The 15,790-nt window shown below is 43.7% G+C and carries 19 protein-coding genes and 1 riboswitch; of the genes, 17 read left to right on the forward strand and 2 right to left on the reverse strand.

The window, feature by feature from the left end; all coding sequences use genetic code 11:
- Positions 1 to 7 precede the first annotated feature (7 nt).
- The gene (locus C792_RS0102755; protein WP_017547913.1) at positions 8 to 871 is read left to right on the forward strand and encodes a cation diffusion facilitator family transporter; all 864 of its coding nucleotides are present in this window, start codon (positions 8 to 10) and stop codon (positions 869 to 871) included.
- Between the two features lie 35 nt (positions 872 to 906).
- Here C792_RS0102755 and C792_RS0102760 read toward each other — a convergent pair whose 3' ends face one another.
- The gene (locus tag C792_RS0102760; protein WP_017547914.1) at positions 907 to 1,251 is read right to left on the reverse strand and encodes a DUF488 domain-containing protein; all 345 of its coding nucleotides are present in this window, start codon (positions 1,249 to 1,251) and stop codon (positions 907 to 909) included.
- Between the two features lie 142 nt (positions 1,252 to 1,393).
- Between C792_RS0102760 and aroD the strand changes: the two genes are divergently transcribed.
- A complete protein-coding gene (gene aroD, locus C792_RS0102765) occupies positions 1,394 to 2,155 on the forward strand; it encodes a type I 3-dehydroquinate dehydratase (RefSeq protein ID WP_017547915.1) in 762 nt (253 codons plus the stop codon).
- A gap of 157 nt (positions 2,156 to 2,312) precedes the next feature.
- Here aroD and C792_RS0102770 read toward each other — a convergent pair whose 3' ends face one another.
- Positions 2,313 to 2,630: a thioredoxin family protein gene (locus C792_RS0102770; RefSeq protein WP_026090196.1), complete on the reverse strand. Its 318-nt coding sequence runs from the start codon at positions 2,628 to 2,630 to the stop codon at positions 2,313 to 2,315.
- Positions 2,631 to 2,784: 154 nt separating this feature from the next.
- Here C792_RS0102770 and C792_RS0102775 point away from each other — a divergent pair, with 154 nt between their 5' ends.
- From C792_RS0102775 to C792_RS0102845, 15 genes are all read left to right on the forward strand, one after another.
- A complete protein-coding gene (locus C792_RS0102775) occupies positions 2,785 to 3,141 on the forward strand; it encodes an arsenate reductase family protein (protein WP_017547917.1) in 357 nt (118 codons plus the stop codon).
- A gap of 67 nt (positions 3,142 to 3,208) precedes the next feature.
- Entirely contained in the window at positions 3,209 to 3,589 is a 381-nt protein-coding gene (gcvH, locus tag C792_RS0102780; protein WP_017547918.1) for a glycine cleavage system protein GcvH, read from the forward strand.
- Positions 3,590 to 3,651: 62 nt separating this feature from the next.
- Positions 3,652 to 4,062 carry a toprim domain-containing protein gene (locus C792_RS0102785; RefSeq protein WP_017547919.1) on the forward strand — a complete coding sequence of 137 codons (411 nt, stop codon included), beginning with the start codon at positions 3,652 to 3,654 and terminating at the stop codon, positions 4,060 to 4,062.
- A complete protein-coding gene (locus C792_RS0102790) occupies positions 4,010 to 4,330 on the forward strand; it encodes a thioredoxin family protein (RefSeq protein WP_017547920.1) in 321 nt (106 codons plus the stop codon). The genes C792_RS0102785 and C792_RS0102790 overlap by 53 nt, the downstream gene beginning before the upstream one ends.
- 42 nt (positions 4,331 to 4,372) lie before the next feature.
- A riboswitch (SAM riboswitch) is annotated at positions 4,373 to 4,473 on the forward strand.
- Between the two features lie 73 nt (positions 4,474 to 4,546).
- Entirely contained in the window at positions 4,547 to 5,569 is a 1,023-nt protein-coding gene (locus C792_RS0102795; RefSeq protein ID WP_017547921.1) for a methionine ABC transporter ATP-binding protein, read from the forward strand.
- On the forward strand, positions 5,566 to 6,258 hold the full coding sequence (locus C792_RS0102800) for a methionine ABC transporter permease (protein ID WP_017547922.1): 693 nt from the start codon (positions 5,566 to 5,568) through the stop codon (positions 6,256 to 6,258). Before C792_RS0102795 ends, C792_RS0102800 begins: the two co-directional genes overlap by 4 nt.
- Before the next feature lie 41 nt (positions 6,259 to 6,299).
- Positions 6,300 to 7,148, forward strand: coding sequence for a MetQ/NlpA family ABC transporter substrate-binding protein (locus C792_RS0102805; protein ID WP_017547923.1), 849 nt, complete (start codon positions 6,300 to 6,302; stop codon positions 7,146 to 7,148).
- Positions 7,149 to 7,741: 593 nt separating this feature from the next.
- Positions 7,742 to 8,839, forward strand: a complete 1,098-nt coding sequence (locus C792_RS0102810) for an AAA family ATPase (protein WP_017547924.1) — start codon at positions 7,742 to 7,744, stop codon at positions 8,837 to 8,839.
- Complete coding sequence (locus tag C792_RS0102815) at positions 8,829 to 10,157, forward strand: TadA family conjugal transfer-associated ATPase (RefSeq protein WP_017547925.1); 1,329 nt, start codon at positions 8,829 to 8,831, stop codon at positions 10,155 to 10,157. The genes C792_RS0102810 and C792_RS0102815 overlap by 11 nt, the downstream gene beginning before the upstream one ends.
- Positions 10,157 to 11,080, forward strand: a complete 924-nt coding sequence (locus C792_RS0102820) for a type II secretion system F family protein (protein WP_017547926.1) — start codon at positions 10,157 to 10,159, stop codon at positions 11,078 to 11,080. The genes C792_RS0102815 and C792_RS0102820 overlap by 1 nt, the downstream gene beginning before the upstream one ends.
- Before the next feature lie 9 nt (positions 11,081 to 11,089).
- The gene (locus C792_RS14600; protein WP_017547927.1) at positions 11,090 to 11,959 is read left to right on the forward strand and encodes a type II secretion system F family protein; all 870 of its coding nucleotides are present in this window, start codon (positions 11,090 to 11,092) and stop codon (positions 11,957 to 11,959) included.
- Between the two features lie 78 nt (positions 11,960 to 12,037).
- Entirely contained in the window at positions 12,038 to 12,214 is a 177-nt protein-coding gene (locus C792_RS14730; protein WP_017547928.1) for a Flp1 family type IVb pilin, read from the forward strand.
- Between the two features lie 37 nt (positions 12,215 to 12,251).
- Positions 12,252 to 12,860: a hypothetical protein gene (locus C792_RS0102835; RefSeq protein ID WP_017547929.1), complete on the forward strand. Its 609-nt coding sequence runs from the start codon at positions 12,252 to 12,254 to the stop codon at positions 12,858 to 12,860.
- A gap of 7 nt (positions 12,861 to 12,867) precedes the next feature.
- Positions 12,868 to 15,114, forward strand: coding sequence for a pilus assembly protein TadG-related protein (locus C792_RS0102840; protein ID WP_017547930.1), 2,247 nt, complete (start codon positions 12,868 to 12,870; stop codon positions 15,112 to 15,114).
- A gap of 15 nt (positions 15,115 to 15,129) precedes the next feature.
- The gene (locus C792_RS0102845; protein ID WP_017547931.1) at positions 15,130 to 15,726 is read left to right on the forward strand and encodes a DUF4352 domain-containing protein; all 597 of its coding nucleotides are present in this window, start codon (positions 15,130 to 15,132) and stop codon (positions 15,724 to 15,726) included.
- The last annotated feature ends 64 nt before the right edge of the window (positions 15,727 to 15,790 follow it).

Consider the following 15,790-nt stretch of genomic DNA (forward strand, 5'->3'; position numbering starts at 1 on the left):
TAAGATCATGGAGAGTAACCTGAAACGTGCTCAAAAGGGTGCATATCTGAGCCTGTTTACATACATCATCCTTTCCGCTGTAAAATTCACAGCGGGTGTCCAGTTCAATTCTGCCGCACTGCAGGCGGATGCATTCAATAACATGACTGACATACTGGTATCTGTCGCGGTCCTCATCGGGCTGAAGATTTCATTGAAACCCGCGGACAGGAACCATCCGTACGGCCATATGAAGTCGGAGAACATCTCGACGCTGCTCGTGTCCTTCATCATCATGTTCGTCGGTCTCCAGGTCATCATGGATAACTTTCCCAAACTGACTGCAGGGGAGTACACCACGCCGGATTCCCTGACACTGTGGATCAGCTTCCTCAGCGGGTTCATCATGCTGATGGTATATCTGTACAATAACAATCTCGCCAAAAAGACGAAGAGCAGTTCCCTCAAGTCTGCGGCGATCGACAACCTGTCCGACGGCATGGTCAGCATCGGCACAGGGCTTGGACTGATCTTCACACAGATCGGCTATCCCATTGCCGATCCGATACTTGCGCTCATACTGGGTGCACTGATTGCCTGGACCGGCTTCAAAATATGCAAAGATGCGATCTTCACACTGAGTGACGGCTTCCATGAGGAGGACCTCGAGTTCTACATCAACGATGTCATGAAGATCGACGGTGTGAAAGGGGTCTCCTCGGTCAAGGGAAGATATCACGGGGACAGCGTATTCCTCGATGTAACAATCTTCGTAGACAGGACCATCACGCTGGATGAAGCGCATGACATATGCGACAAAGTTGAAAGGTCGCTCGCCGACGAGGGAGTCTATTCTTCCTATGTCCATCCCGAACCGTATGAGGAGGACTGAAAAAGCAGATGCCCGGGCATCTGCTTTTTCAATATCTACATCTTTTCAATATATTCTTTTATGGCGATTGCCTGGTTATATTTCTCATCCTTGGCGCTGTAAAGCAGTGTCACATTGTGACCGTCACTCTCCTCTTTTATATCCTTGAGCAGGTCTTCATGCACACTGAGCTCCCTGAAATATTTCTTCCTGAATTCATCCCATCTGCCGGCGTCATGATTGAACCATTTGCGCAGATCCGATGAAGGGGACAGTTCCCTGTACCATTCGTCGTGCTTCAGATCCTCTTTTTTGATCCCCCGCGGCCAGACCCCGTCAACCAGATATCTTTTTCCATCCTGCTGCGACTCCTCATCATATACTCTTTTTATTTTTAGCATATCATTCACCTCTCCATCTTTATGCCCTATAATGAAATAAACAAACAGTCGAAACAGTGTACCTCTATACTGATTCTATTGAAATCTATGCCGGCATTCTATAGTGTATATAAATAAAACGGAAAAAACGGAGGCGCTGAGTATGAATATTAAGGATGTAACAATCGGTGAGGGACAGCCAAAAGTTGTGGTCTCCTTTACAGGACATACCCCTGAAGAGATACGGGCGGAAATCGCAGAAGCGAGGACGAACAGTGATAAATTTGATATCGTGGAAATCAGGAGTGACTCTTTTGATGCGATGAACCATGAAGACCATTTTGCCGTTGTCGATCATATTTCCCGGGAAATGGGGGATTACCCGATCATCTATACTTACCGTACAAACGGTGAGGGTGGGAATGGTACAAAATCCGCCGCGGAGTACCAGTCCCTCCTCTCCCATGCAATCGATCACTCAGAGATCGATATCGTGGATATAGAATTTTTCATGTATGAGGAGATCGTCGACCAGCTGGTCGCCCGGGCGAAAGAGAAAGGGGTCGCGGTGCTCTTAAGCCAGCATGATTTCCGGGATACCCCGCATTTTGAGGATATGATGGCGACGTATAAAAATATGTACGAACGCGGCGGGGACATACTGAAGCTTGCATATCAGCCGGCGGACGGACGTGATGTATTGAGCGTGCTGAGTGCGGTGCATGATGCGCGGAGGAAATTCAACTGCCAGGTTGTCGGGATTGCCATGGGTGAGGCCGGCAAGATCACACGTGTGGCCGGCGGGGTATTCGGTTCATGTCTGACATACGGTCATCTTGTGAATCAGGCAGCCCCGGGCCAGATCAACGCCGGGATACTGAAAGAATACCTCAACATATTCGAGGAAGAGGGGCTGGGACATTAAGTCCTGAAGGTATATAAAAATAATCGATTACACTTTAAAAGCCGGATGTTGGACTTCTTGGGGAATAGCATCTGCGTGAGACTACAGGCTCACGCGATGCCCCAGAAAAGCCAACGTCCGGCTTATTTATGACGGGAATAGTTTTGTCCCGGCCTCATCAGGCGTTCTCTTTGAGGAATTCCGTGACGGACTCCGGTGTTTTGGCATTGGCTGAATGCAGATGCGCGAGTTTTTCGCCGTTCTGGAAAATGAGCAGGCTCGGAATGCCCATCACTTCATTCTCCTCTGCTGCCTCAGGGACATCGTCACGGTTCAGTTCATACCAGTCAATGTGATTGTATTCTTCCATGATCGGATCGATGAACATGTTCATCGCTGTACAGTCCGGGCACCAGCCGGCGAAGAATTTGACGATGATTTTATCATCGCCCTCAGTCTTTGCTTTAAAATCCTCATATTTTTTGATCGGTTCCATTGCCATATCGGATAACTCCTTTTTCATTTCATAATCAAACATATTCTATCATCTTTCTTCCATTATATAAAATAACCGGCTTGTATTTCTGTATTTGCATAACAAGTACATATAAAGGTATATTATAAGTAAGACTGAATCTGGAGGATATTTGATGATCACACTTTACGAATACCCTAAATGTACGACGTGCCGCAAAGGCCGTAAGTTTCTGGAGGAGAATGATGTCGATTTCCAGGCACACGATATGGTACAGGCACCGCCATCAAAGGAGAAGCTCAAAGAAATCATTTCAAAATCGGGCAATGATATCGACGATTTCTTCAATAAGCGGGGGAAAAAGTTCAAGGAGCTGGAACTCAGGGACCGCCTGCCGTCCATGTCGGATGACGAAAAGGTCGATATGCTCTCAAGTGATGGCATGCTTATCAGAAGGCCCCTCGCCTATGACGGTGAACAGGTGCTTCTCGGCTTCAGGGAGGACGTCTGGCAAAAGGCTTTCACCGGTTAGATTTGCCTTGCTTAAACGGTGTGAACTGTGAGATTATATAGTTGTAAAGTCAAAGGAGGTTATTATCGTGTCAACACCAAAAGATTTGAAGTACTCAGAAGATCATGAATGGGTGAAACAGGAAGACGGTAAAGTCAGACTTGGAATCACTGAATTTGCACAGTCCGAACTGGGCGACATCGTTTTCGTCGAACTGCCTGCCGAAGGGGATGAAATTACTAAAGGTGAGTCATTCGGAAGCGTGGAATCCGTCAAGACGGTCTCTGAGCTTTATGCACCTTTGAGCGGTACAGTAGTGGAAGTGAACGAGGAACTTGAGGACAGCCCTGAGCTTGTCAACGAATCTCCGTACGAAGGCGCCTGGATGGTTGTCATCGAAGTGTCGGACGAATCACAATTGGATAGCCTTATGGATGCAGACGCATACGATGAAATGGTGGATGCATAAACTGATGAACTCTGGACACTGTCTGGAGTTTTTTTGAAAATACGATACCAAGGGTGATAAAAATGTATTTTTCCGATAAAGTGCTCATAGTTGAAGGCAAGACTGATAAGCGACGAATCGAGGAAGTATTGATTGAACCTGTACAGATCATCTGCACCCATGGTACGATGGGAGTCTCAAAATTGGACGAGATCCTTGACCAGCTCAATGGTTCCGACATCTATATCCTGTCCGACGCGGATAAGGAAGGGCGGAAAATCAGGAAATGGTTCAAAAAACACCTCAGTGAAAGCACCCACATCTATATCGACCCGAAATTCGGCGAAGTCGGCCGCTGTCCGAGGGACTATCTGGCAAATCTGCTGATGAGACACGAGTTCTACGTGGATACCGGCCTCATTATGAAAGGTAAGTTTGGTAATGATGAAAGAAGAGATAAGCTCCCTGGATATTACCAGTCATATCCAGTCTGAAGATAAATTCATACTGTACTGCTACGCACCCATCTGTGCGAACTGTACAATTGCAGAGCGCATGCTCGGCATCGTCTCGGAAATGAAGGGATTCGAATATACGTCCATCAACCTGAATTTCCACAAGGATCTGATCGAGGAGTATGAAATCAGATCTGCCCCTGCCCTCCTGCTTTTCGTCCATGGGAAACTGGTCCGGGAAGTCTACGCCTTCCGGTCCGTCACCTACCTCACGGAAGTGATGGAGGAATTTATGGTTGACCGATAGGTTTTAAAATGATACCATTGATGACAATCTAATAAGGTAATACTCTTATCAAGAGTGGTGGAGGGATAGTGCCCTTGGAAGCCACGGCAACCGTCTTTGATGACAAGGTGCCAATTCACTGGTCACAAGATCGCAGATGAGAGGCCTGTAGCGAATAACCGGCCTGCTCCTAAATGAGCGGGCCTTTATTTTTTACGAAGTCAGGATGATACGCAGATGATTGATATAAGGAATGTAACGAAAATATTCAAAACAAAAAGCACTGATATCCGGGCTGTGGATGACGTCAGCATGAATGTCACCCAGGGTGAGATCTTCGGCGTCATAGGCTATTCGGGGGCTGGAAAATCAACACTCATAAGGCTCTTCAACGGTCTTGAAATGCCGTCATCAGGTGATGTTGTCATCGGTGCGGACGTCATCAGCAGCATGTCGAAGCCCGCACTGCGCAAAAAACGTCAGAAAGTCTCCATGATATTCCAGCACTTCAATCTGCTCTGGTCCCGCACTGTTGCGGAAAATATCAGCTTCCCGCTGGAAATTGCTGGTGTGCCGAAAAAAGAGCGGCAGAAAAAGGTGAAGGAACTGGTGGATTTGGTCGGACTTGCGGGGCGCGAGGACAACTATCCGAGCCAGCTTTCCGGCGGTCAGAAACAGCGTGTCGGCATCGCGCGTGCCCTGTCAAATGAGCCGAATGTGCTTCTCTGCGATGAAGCGACAAGTGCCCTGGATCCGGAAACGACAGATGAAGTGCTCGATCTGCTGGTGAAGATCCGTGATGAAATGAACCTCACGATAGTGCTCATCACCCATGAAATGCATGTCATCCGCAAAATATGCGACCGTGCCGCAGTGATGGAGAACGGGCGGATCGTCGAGACGGGGCCCGTATTGAAACTGTTCCAGAATCCGGAGCACAGTGTGACGAAACGCTTCGTCAAAGATGATATCAATGATGAGGAAACCGCCCTTTCCTTCGATGAAGTGCGGGAGCTGTTCCCGACATCGAAGATCCTGAAATTCGGTTTTGTCGGTTCACAGTCGAAAGCACCGATCGTATCACAGATCGTCAAGAAATACGACCTGGATCTGAACATACTGTCGGGCAACATCAAACGGACGAACAACGAGTCATACGGCCACCTGTTTGTCGCAATCGATGTGAATGACGAGACACTTCAAAAACTGGAAGCAGAACTTTCCGACCACGACGTTACTGTGGAGGTGGAAGACCAATGAATGAACTGATCAAGGAATTCACGACCATGTTCTCCTTTGAAAATGTAAGGTGGGATGCAGTCTGGGAGGCGACATATGAGACGGTCTATATGACCGCCATCGCCACAGCGTTCACGTTCATATTCGGTATCGTGCTCGGTATCATCCTGTTCCTGGCTTCAAAAAGTGAAATCAAAGCGAGCAAGCCGATATACGGCATCACCGCTTTCCTGGTAAATCTGTTCAGGGCGATCCCGTTCATCATACTGATCATCCTCCTGATCCCGTTCACGAAGGTGATGATGGGGACCATCATGGGGCCGAACGGTGCGATACCGGCACTTATCATCGGGTCTGCGCCGTTCTACGCCAGACTGGTGGAAATCGGGCTCAAGGAAATCGACAAGGGCGTCATCGAGGCGGCGGAATCCATGGGGGCAGATACATGGACCATCATCTGGAAAGTGCTCCTTCCGGAATCCATGCCGGCACTCATCTCCGGAATAACCGTCACGGCCATCATGCTCGTCGGTTCAACCGCCATCGCCGGCGTCATCGGAGCAGGCGGGCTCGGCAACCTTGCATATATGGTCGGCTTCACAAGGAATCAGAGCGATGTCACACTGGTTGCAACAATAGTAATACTGGTTATCGTCTTTATCATACAGATTGCGGGGGATTTCTTCTCCAAAACTGTGGATAAACGCTGACCTCCATATAAAAAAACAATTGAGGAAGAGGGTTTTGTCTTATGAAAAAGTTCTTATTGCTACTTACCATGTCAGTATTTGCAGCTGTACTTGCCGCCTGCGGAGGCGGCGGCTCAGAAAGTGAAGAGGGCGGTGAAACTGCCGAGAATGAAGAGGGCGACGGTACCATCTCCATCGCAGCATCACCGTCACCACATGCTGAAATCCTAGAAGAAGCGGCAACCATCCTTGAAGAGGAAGGCATCGAGCTCGACATCTCAATCGTCAATGACTATACGACACCGAACCGCCTCCTTGCAGATGAAGAAGTAGACGCAAACTTCTTCCAGCATACACCATATCTGAACACTGAATCGGAGTCCCACGGCTATGAACTTGCCAGTGCAGGCAATGTCCATATAGAGCCGATGGCCGTCTACTCTCAGGACTATGATTCACTTGAGGATATTCCAGACGGATCGACCATCCTCGTATCCAACAATCCGGCAGAAGAGGGCCGTTTCCTGTCATTCTTCGTCAACGCCGGCCTGATTGAAATCGAGGAGGGCGTCAATATAGAAGATGCGACATTCGACGATATTACAGAAAATCCGAAGAACTTCGAATTCAACAATGAAACCGCACCGGAAATGCTCGTCCAGATGTATCAGAACAATGAAGCACCGGCAGTCATCATCAACTCCAACTTCGCACTCGACGGCGGACTGAATCCACAGGAAGATTCAATTGCACTGGAGGACAGTGAATCGCCTTACGCCAACCTGGTCGCTGTACGTGAAGGGGATGAGGACCGCGACGACATCAAGAAACTGATGGAAGTGCTTCAGGGCGATCAAATCAGGCAGTTCATAGAAGAGAACTATGACGGAGCCGTCATCCCGGCGGAATAAAGTATCATAGGTTCCGACCGCAGGGATTTTTCCACTAATAAAACGATGATTTCACATGATTCTTTCATATGAAATCATCGTTTTTTATATTAAGGATGCATATACATATTAAAAGTGTAAAATTGCCCTAAAAGTTTGAGCTGCTGGATGATATTCCCCGATATCAGAATTTCTGTATAAAATCAAAGAAAACGAATTTTTTGTGGTTTGAAACTTTGCATGATTATATCAGGGGAATCTTACAATGAATCCTATCTTTAAAGTAAATAACCATGTTATATGTGAAATTAATATAAATAGAATAATGTCATTATATTTCTTACGGATTGAAATGAATTACTTTTTTTAACAGTGATATATTCAATTTTCATCAATATTGACGTGTTTTTTGGGAAAATTATTTGACGTAATTTTGACAAATAAACAATTGATGTGTATCTTAAAGCTTATAATTTTCAATTAATTAAATTTCATAAAGTAAAATCACTTACATAAAATAACTTGCTTTTATCACCTGCTCTTTAGCGTTTTTTTAATGTCTGATTATTTATTAATCTTATCCAGAATATATATTATCGAATGGCGGGACAGTTATGCAGAAAATCAAAGTGGTATTGCTATCCACTGACACTGAATACATAAATTTGTTTGAGACATACTTATTGGACAATGAGTACAATAATAAGCTGGAGGTTGAAATTTTCACTGACTTCACGATAATGAGTGAATCAGTGAAAAATTCCAGCCGCAATATCCTGCTCACTGAAATCTATCCGACGGAAGATGAATTGCAGATGGCGGAAAAGGTATTTGACAGGGTTGTTCTGCTTTCGGAAATGGGCCGGGACTTTGAAGAGGAAATCTTCAAATACCAGCCTTTTGATAGAATTGTAGAAACTTTACTGATGTATTATTACGACAATGACGGCCGTCTCCTGGAATCGAATAATGAAAGAAACACCAGCACGGTCGCATTTGCAAGTGCGAATGGCGGAACGGGGAAGACACTGCTCTCCCTTATGCTTGGTAAAGTGCTATCCAAACATTCCCGGAAAGTGTTCTATCTTTCGATGGAACAGTTGCTGTCAGCATCATGCTACCTCGAAGCCAGTAAGCCGAAAAGTTCTGAACTCTTCTATTTCCTCAAGGATGATCCATACAGACTGGTGTCTAAATTCCATAAGCTGAAAGATACTGATGCAGAGACGGGAATAGATTTTTTCCCTATAAATATGAATTTTGATGAAGTGGACTCCCTCAACACATTGGATGTTGAGAATCTGGTTAAAACAATCACTTCTTTGAATGAATATGATTTCCTGATCATCGATATGGATTCAAGGCTGAATGAAATCAATTCAGAAATCCTCCGTCTGAGCAATGACATTTTCTGGGTGCTGGAATCGAACGAAACCAGCTTCATGAAAACCGGGACAATCATGGAGAGGAATGCTTTGCAAATTGAAATAGACAATAAAAAAATGCATTACATAGTCAATAAATTCGGTGAAAATCTATTCGCAGGCCATGCCGGCTATAACTTCAACATTGAATCCAAAATCAAATTCAATCCTGAATGGCTGAATTACAATGAAAAGGAGAAGGTGCTTGAGGATAGTGAAATCGGTCATGAGCTTCTGAAATCACTGAGTAAAATATCTCTGTCGATGGAGGTATCAAATGAAAAGTAAAGAAACCGGCAATATTGAAGAAATAGCCAATTATAAATTTGAGGAACAGGATAGTGAAGATGCAATAGTCGATCACCTGACAAACAAGCTGAGGGATGTATTGGACTTCATGTATTCAGTGTCCAACGATGAGTTGAGGCAGTATGTCGAAGAATTTGTCATCACTTACGCAAAGCAATATCAGATAAGTTCCGGGCAGATGAGTGTAATTGTCGAGCGGATGTATAATTCATTCCGTGGCCTGGGAGTACTGCAGCCTCTGCTGGATGATAAGGATATTACAGAAATAATGGTGAACAACTACTTGGAGATATTCGTTGAAAAGCACGGCGAAGTATTCAAGTCGGATGTCAGGTTCGAGTCCCAGCAAAAACTGGAAGATACAATACAGTCCATTGTTTCCAAAGTGAACAGGGTGGTTAATGAATCGACCCCGATAGTGGATGCAAGACTGGAGGATGGTTCCAGGGTAAATGTGGTACTGCCGCCAGTGGCACTGAAAGGTGCAGCAATGACAATACGTAAATTCCCCGAACATGCCCTGACCATAGATGACCTCATAAGATTCAAAGCCCTCAACAAAGAAGTATCACAATTCCTTAAACACCTCGTTGAGGCCAAATACAATATTTTCATAGGCGGGGGCACCGGTTCCGGTAAAACCACGTTTCTCAATGTATTGTCGAACTTCATACCCAAAAGCGAAAGAATAGTGACGATAGAAGACTCGGCTGAACTTCAGCTGAAAAGTATTCCAAACCTCATAAGTCTTGAAACCCGTAATGCGAATACCCAGGGTGAAGGTGAAATCACCATAAGAGACCTGATCCGTACCTCGTTGAGGATGCGTCCGTCACGGGTCATAGTAGGAGAAGTAAGGGGTGCAGAAGCACTTGATATGCTTCAGGCCATGAACACAGGGCATGATGGCTCTTTGTCCACAGGTCACGCCAACTCTGTAAAAGACATGCTGAGCAGGATCGAGACGATGGTGCTCAGCGGAGCTGAACTGCCGATTGATGTCATCAGAAAGCAGATTACATCAGCGATAGATATAATGATCCATTTATCAAGGTTCAGGGATCACTCGAGGAAGGTTGTGGAGATATCTGAAGTTACCGGTTTTGAGAATGGAGAGATCCAGTTGAATCCATTGTTTGTTTTCCAGGAAACTAGAGAGGACAAGGAAGGCAGGATCATGGGAGATCTTGTCCCGACAGGCAATAAACTTCATTCCACCATGAAGCTCGAAATATCAGGAAAGCACGATATTGAGAAGCTCTATGGCCAGGAGGATGAGGAAACGGGAGTGATGTAATGGATTTGTTCCAGGTCTTCGGGCTTGTAATCATTGTGCTGGCCATATTCGGCATAGTCTATAAAAGGATTACAAACACTGATCTAAAAAAGAAGAAAAAGCACCTGAAGCGCGAGGAAGAGCGCAGAAGGCGTTCCATTGCAGCTATAAACTCCCGAAGTACCTCTGATAATCAGCTCGTTGATTATGGTGACTACAAGATGAATTTGTGGGAGATCATCTCTGCAGTAATGGTCGTATTCCTGATAATCCTGCTGGTCGGTGAGCTGTTCTATGATAATCTGATCATTTCACTCCTCCTCGGCCTCATTGCCCTCTTTGCACCAAAAGTACGGAAGAACCAATTGAAGGAGAAGCGGAAGAACATCCTGTCGCTGCAATTCAAGGAAGCGGCTGCCTCCCTTTCCTCTTCACTGGCAGCAGGACAGTCAATCGAAAATGCATTCAGAGATGCCTTGAAAGACTTGAAACTCCTGTACCCGAATGAAGATACATATATCATCAAAGAATTCTCGATAATCAACAGACGTGTCGAAAATGGTGAAAGTATCGAGAGAGCATTCGATGACTTTGCCAAACGTTCGGATGTAGAAGACATAAAGAACTTTTCGGACGTTTTCATAACCTGCAAACGCAGCGGCGGAAACCTTGTGGACGTCATCAAGAGAACTGTCGACATCATCAACGAAAAAATCGAAATCCAGCAGGACATAAAAGTGCTGGTATCCCAAAAAAAATTCGAATCAAGGATCATTGCAGTAATGCCTCTTGGCATGATTGCATTCTTGAAATATACATCAGGAGATTTTGTGAGGCCGCTCTATGAATTTGGTACCCCGGGCCCCATTGTTATGACAGTTGTGCTGGGGTGTACGATTCTCAGCATGGTAATAAGTCAGAAATTGATGAAAATCGAAATGTAGGTAATAGGAATGGAAATGATCATTTTAATACTTGTGATATGTATCCTGATCACAACGATAATTCAAAAGAAGAATTACAAAGCTTTTATAGAGGCATATAAAGGGAGCATACTCCTGCCTATCCTTGCCCCTTACTCACTATTCCTTGTGGATAAACTGGACCTGTATAGAAAGTTCCCTTCGATAGTAGCGCCTGTTCACCAGAAGATGATCATTCTACGGGGATCCAGACTGAGCCAGACATTCACGAGAATACATCTGGCCAAAATAGTCACTGTTTTCACTATTTGTGCTCTGGTGACATTTGCAGCATTTGTGTCAGTGGAATCCGGTGACTACACGCTTCCGATATTTTGTGTGGTGATGACTGTGATATTGGTGTATGCACAGATGAAGGAGCTGGATACGAAAGTTAGGAAAAGGAAAGAATCAATACTTCTTGAACTTCCTGAATTCACCAACAAGCTAATACTTCTGGTGAATGCCGGGGAAACGGTTCAGGGTGCAATTAATAAATCGGTACAGCAAAACATGAACAGGATCTATGATTCACCGCTGTATTATGAATTGAATGAAGCAATGAACAAGCTTCAATCCAATTCATCATTTCAGGATACTATGAAAGACTTCAGTCAGCGATGTGGCATACAGGAAGTTTCAGTTTTAACAACAACGATAATGATGAACTATCGCAGAGGCGGAAAGCAATTGGCTGAGTCACTGAAAGATCTGTCGAAGTCATTATGGGACAAGCGTAAAACCCTGACGAGGATCAAAGGTGAAGAAGCTTCGTCAAAACTGATATTCCCTATGATCTTTGTTTTTGCAGCAGTATTGCTCGTAATCATCTATCCCGCGATTACGATGTTCAACTTTTAGGCGGGATCTTACCACTTTGGTATAACGCAAGGTTTCTTGCTTTATATATAAACTTGAAAAATATTAAGGAGAGATATCATGGCACAGTTTTGGCTGGATTTTTGGAACGATGAGGAAGGCCTGGAAGTAGTTGAGGTACTTCTGATCTTGGCGGTACTGATCGGAATTGCGATCATGTTCAAGGGCAGGATCGAAACCTGGGCAGGCAATCTGTTTGATGCTATAGAAGGAAACCTTGGAACATTCGGCGGGTGATATAATGCGGCGGTTCTTTAAGGGGGAAAGGGGCAGCATGTCGATGGAAGCTACCCTCGTTTTCCCTTTTGTTATGGTTTTCGTCCTCATGACAGTTTTTTTATGCATCATAGTTTTTCAGTCAGGCATGACAAATTACGTGGCATACCAGTCATCAAATCTGGTTGCCTACAATTATGACAACAGTAATAAAACATATGCCGGAGAGATAAAAAATACGAGCCAGTATACAGGAAATGAAGCCGGTGACGGGCTTTACTGGAGGATTGGCGAAGGCGCAGGCGATCTCTTTGACAGTTTGGGCATCGGCGGTTTCGGCGGCGGCTCCGGCGGAATATCCCAGAGCAAGAAGGCGGTTGTGACCAATAACTACGCCGGACCGATTTCCATAGAAATTGCCGACGGCGGAGGAAATATATTAATTTATAAAAAAATCAGGGTCACTACCGAGTCAGGACTCTATATGCCTGACATGTTCAAAAATCTGCTGGGAGTTTCAAATGTGACTGGTGAGTCGACAAGCATTATTACCGAGTCAACTGAAATGGTGAGGACTTATAATTTTGCGAAATTCCTGATGAGTTTCACACCACTTGAAGACGCAGGGAGTATTACAGAAGCAGTAGAGCAATGGGTTGGAGGTTAGAACACCAATGAAAAAAATCAAACAGTTTATAAAACCTCTGATCTTTGGTAATGGCGGTTCAGTTTCCATCTTCGCCATATGTATCATACTGCCCATCTTTATCATCAATGCTCTTCTGATTGATATGGTGCGGATAATGTCGGCAGAAAGACAGCTTGATAACGCTGTTGAATCAGCTGTCAGGTCGACAATGTCACAATATGACAGTTCACTCGCTGATTACGGGATTTTTGTTACCGGCAATGATTCGCTTCCGATTTTTGAGAAGACACTCGAAGAGCAGCTCTTTACCCCGGGAGAATTGGAAGGGTACTCCAATCTATCCCAAGTATCCATTAGCTCGAGTTCAGCTTCCTTTGACACTGACAGGGACATATTGAATCCGGATATATTCAAATATCAGATCAATGAAACGATGAAGTATCAGGCTCCCATTCAGATGGCCGGGGTTTTTGCAGACCTCCTGAAGAAAGCTGATGGTACTGTAGACCCGAGCGAAGTAGAAGATATGGAAGAAACACAGGAATTCCTCGAGAAATTTGATGAAGTTATGGAACTTGTCAAAAAACGGAATGCTGAACTGAAAAAAGCTGACGAGGAAGTTAAAAGTCTAAAAGAAGATGTTACATCAAGATATAATTCCAAAATCGTAGGTAAAGAGTCATCATCTGAGAAAATCCCTGAATCTATAAAGTCGAACATGGCGGATCTTTCAAAATATTACCCAAGATACCTTGAATTGAAAAACAAGCATGAGGAAGAAGATTCCGAAGATGAAGAGTCAGAAGAAGAATTAAGCGATGAAGAAAAAGAAGATAAAGAAAAGAAGCGTGACGATGAAGAAGATGAGCTCGGGTACTTTGAGGATGCCAGATCTAAATTCAACACAGAAACATTACCAACAGAAGGTCTGATTCAGACCAATTACGCCAGTTATAAAGAGGATATTCTCAAAGCACTTTTCGGTTCCGGAAATTCAAGTTCACCCAGCAATAATTCAGCAATGGATTACAACAATGAAATTAAAGAAATGGTCGGATCTACAGACGGATTGGAAGAAATCAACAAGTTGATTCTGGACAATGAATTTTTTACTTCGATAGAAAATGATTTTGAAAGTCTGGACGATTATGTACTGGGGAAGGCTGACGCACCGGGGACCATGACCAGCTTTGGGAATTTACAAAGGTATGGACTGCTTTCACAAGCGTCAATTTTCAAATTGGCAGTCAACTCTGAAACAAAAGAGGCGCCTGGTTATGTCGAGACAGCAGCATCTGAGCTTATTTCCGATGCTGACACCAATATTGATTCTATAACAACAAGCTGGAAAAAGTATGAGGAGTCAGAAGAGATACTTCAGAAAGATGAAAGATATGATCAGACTTATGATGAAGTAGAAGAAGAAGCGGATGAATCTTTCGGAAAACTTTTAGAGACGCTGAATGATACATTGGGCATGGCCGAATCATATTCCGCTGACCAGGAAATCTACAATACATTGGAAATGTATAACAGCAAATACTCTGGTGCCGGGTCTGATGGCGAATTGATTGCCGAGGAAGACAGGAAAGAATTCATAACTAAAGCATTTGATAAACTTAAAAACCTTTTTGAACTAATGTCAAACCCTTATGCTATCCGATCAGAAATCTATATGAATGAATACATCATGGCCAACTTTGGAGTTTCCAAACCTTTTGAAATCAAACAGGAAAGTTTCAATTATGATACTAAACAAGCAATGTATATGATATATGGTCACCATCAATCAGGAGCAAATTATGGACAGTTTCTACTTGAGATGGCAGGTATTATCCTCGCTATTAATATATTTGATACTTTAGTGAAAAATCCTCTCAGTAAATTGGGATGGATAGGAGTTGCGATTGCTCTCGTAGTTGCAATTACACAAACTGTGACGGATTTTAATGATTTTTTAAATAAAGATCGCGGTATAGAATTAAAGATTTTAGGCAAGAAAAGATCTGGAGTTAATGTAACGCCGGATCTTATGACTAGATTATTCTTGAGTTTGCGGTCCTTGAATGAAACTTTTAATGCACAAAAAAGAATAAGAATACAATCTGCATTGTCCCAGGCTACTAGTGTTGATTTCACTCAAACAGGCGAAACCTACTTGAATAGTAATGTTAGGGGCGAAGTTAATCTTTTATTCTTACCTACTTTTTTCCCCGGAAAAGTAGAAGGTAACAATTATATATTTAATAAGGAAAAACATTATTCATATTAATATGGAGGGTCTATAATGAAAAAATATTTAGGGATTATAAGCATTTTTGGGTTGATATTTATACTGGGCGCCTGCTCTGACAGTAATGAATCCGAAGGAGAAACAACTGAAGAAAACACAGAAGAAGAAACATCGGAAGACACAGATGAAGAATCCACGGAAGATTCAGAGTCTGAAGATGGAGAAATACATGAGATTGGCGATACTGTAGAAGTAGAGAGTTTTGAATGGGAAATCCCTTACGAAGTAACTGTGAATTCTTTTGAGCAAGTACAAGAATACGACGGTGAACCATTAGAGTCATATTTAATGAACGCACATGAAACGAATTTCTTAGGTGTGGTAAATATGACGGTGAAAAATTTAGCTGATGAACCAATTGTAATTGGGGAATATGTTGCCCCTGACATTGTGCAAGGTGGAACAGACGGTGGCGAGCAATTTATTTTTGATGTGTCTGAAGAAGATCTATCACAAGAGTTACAGCCGGATGAAGAAGCAACATTTGATTTGGTTTATACAATGAGTACTGATATAGATAGTGGTTACTACGAATTAAAGTTTCAAAATATGTTTCCAACAGAACAATCATACAGATTACCTTTAGAATAATACCAAAGGGTAACATTTATATTTTCGGTAAAGATAAAATAATCATACTAAGATAGAGGATTTG

Origin of the sequence: Salinicoccus carnicancri Crm (assembly GCF_000330705.1) — a bacterium.
In the GTDB taxonomy this organism is placed as follows: Bacteria; Bacillota; Bacilli; order Staphylococcales; family Salinicoccaceae; genus Salinicoccus; species Salinicoccus carnicancri.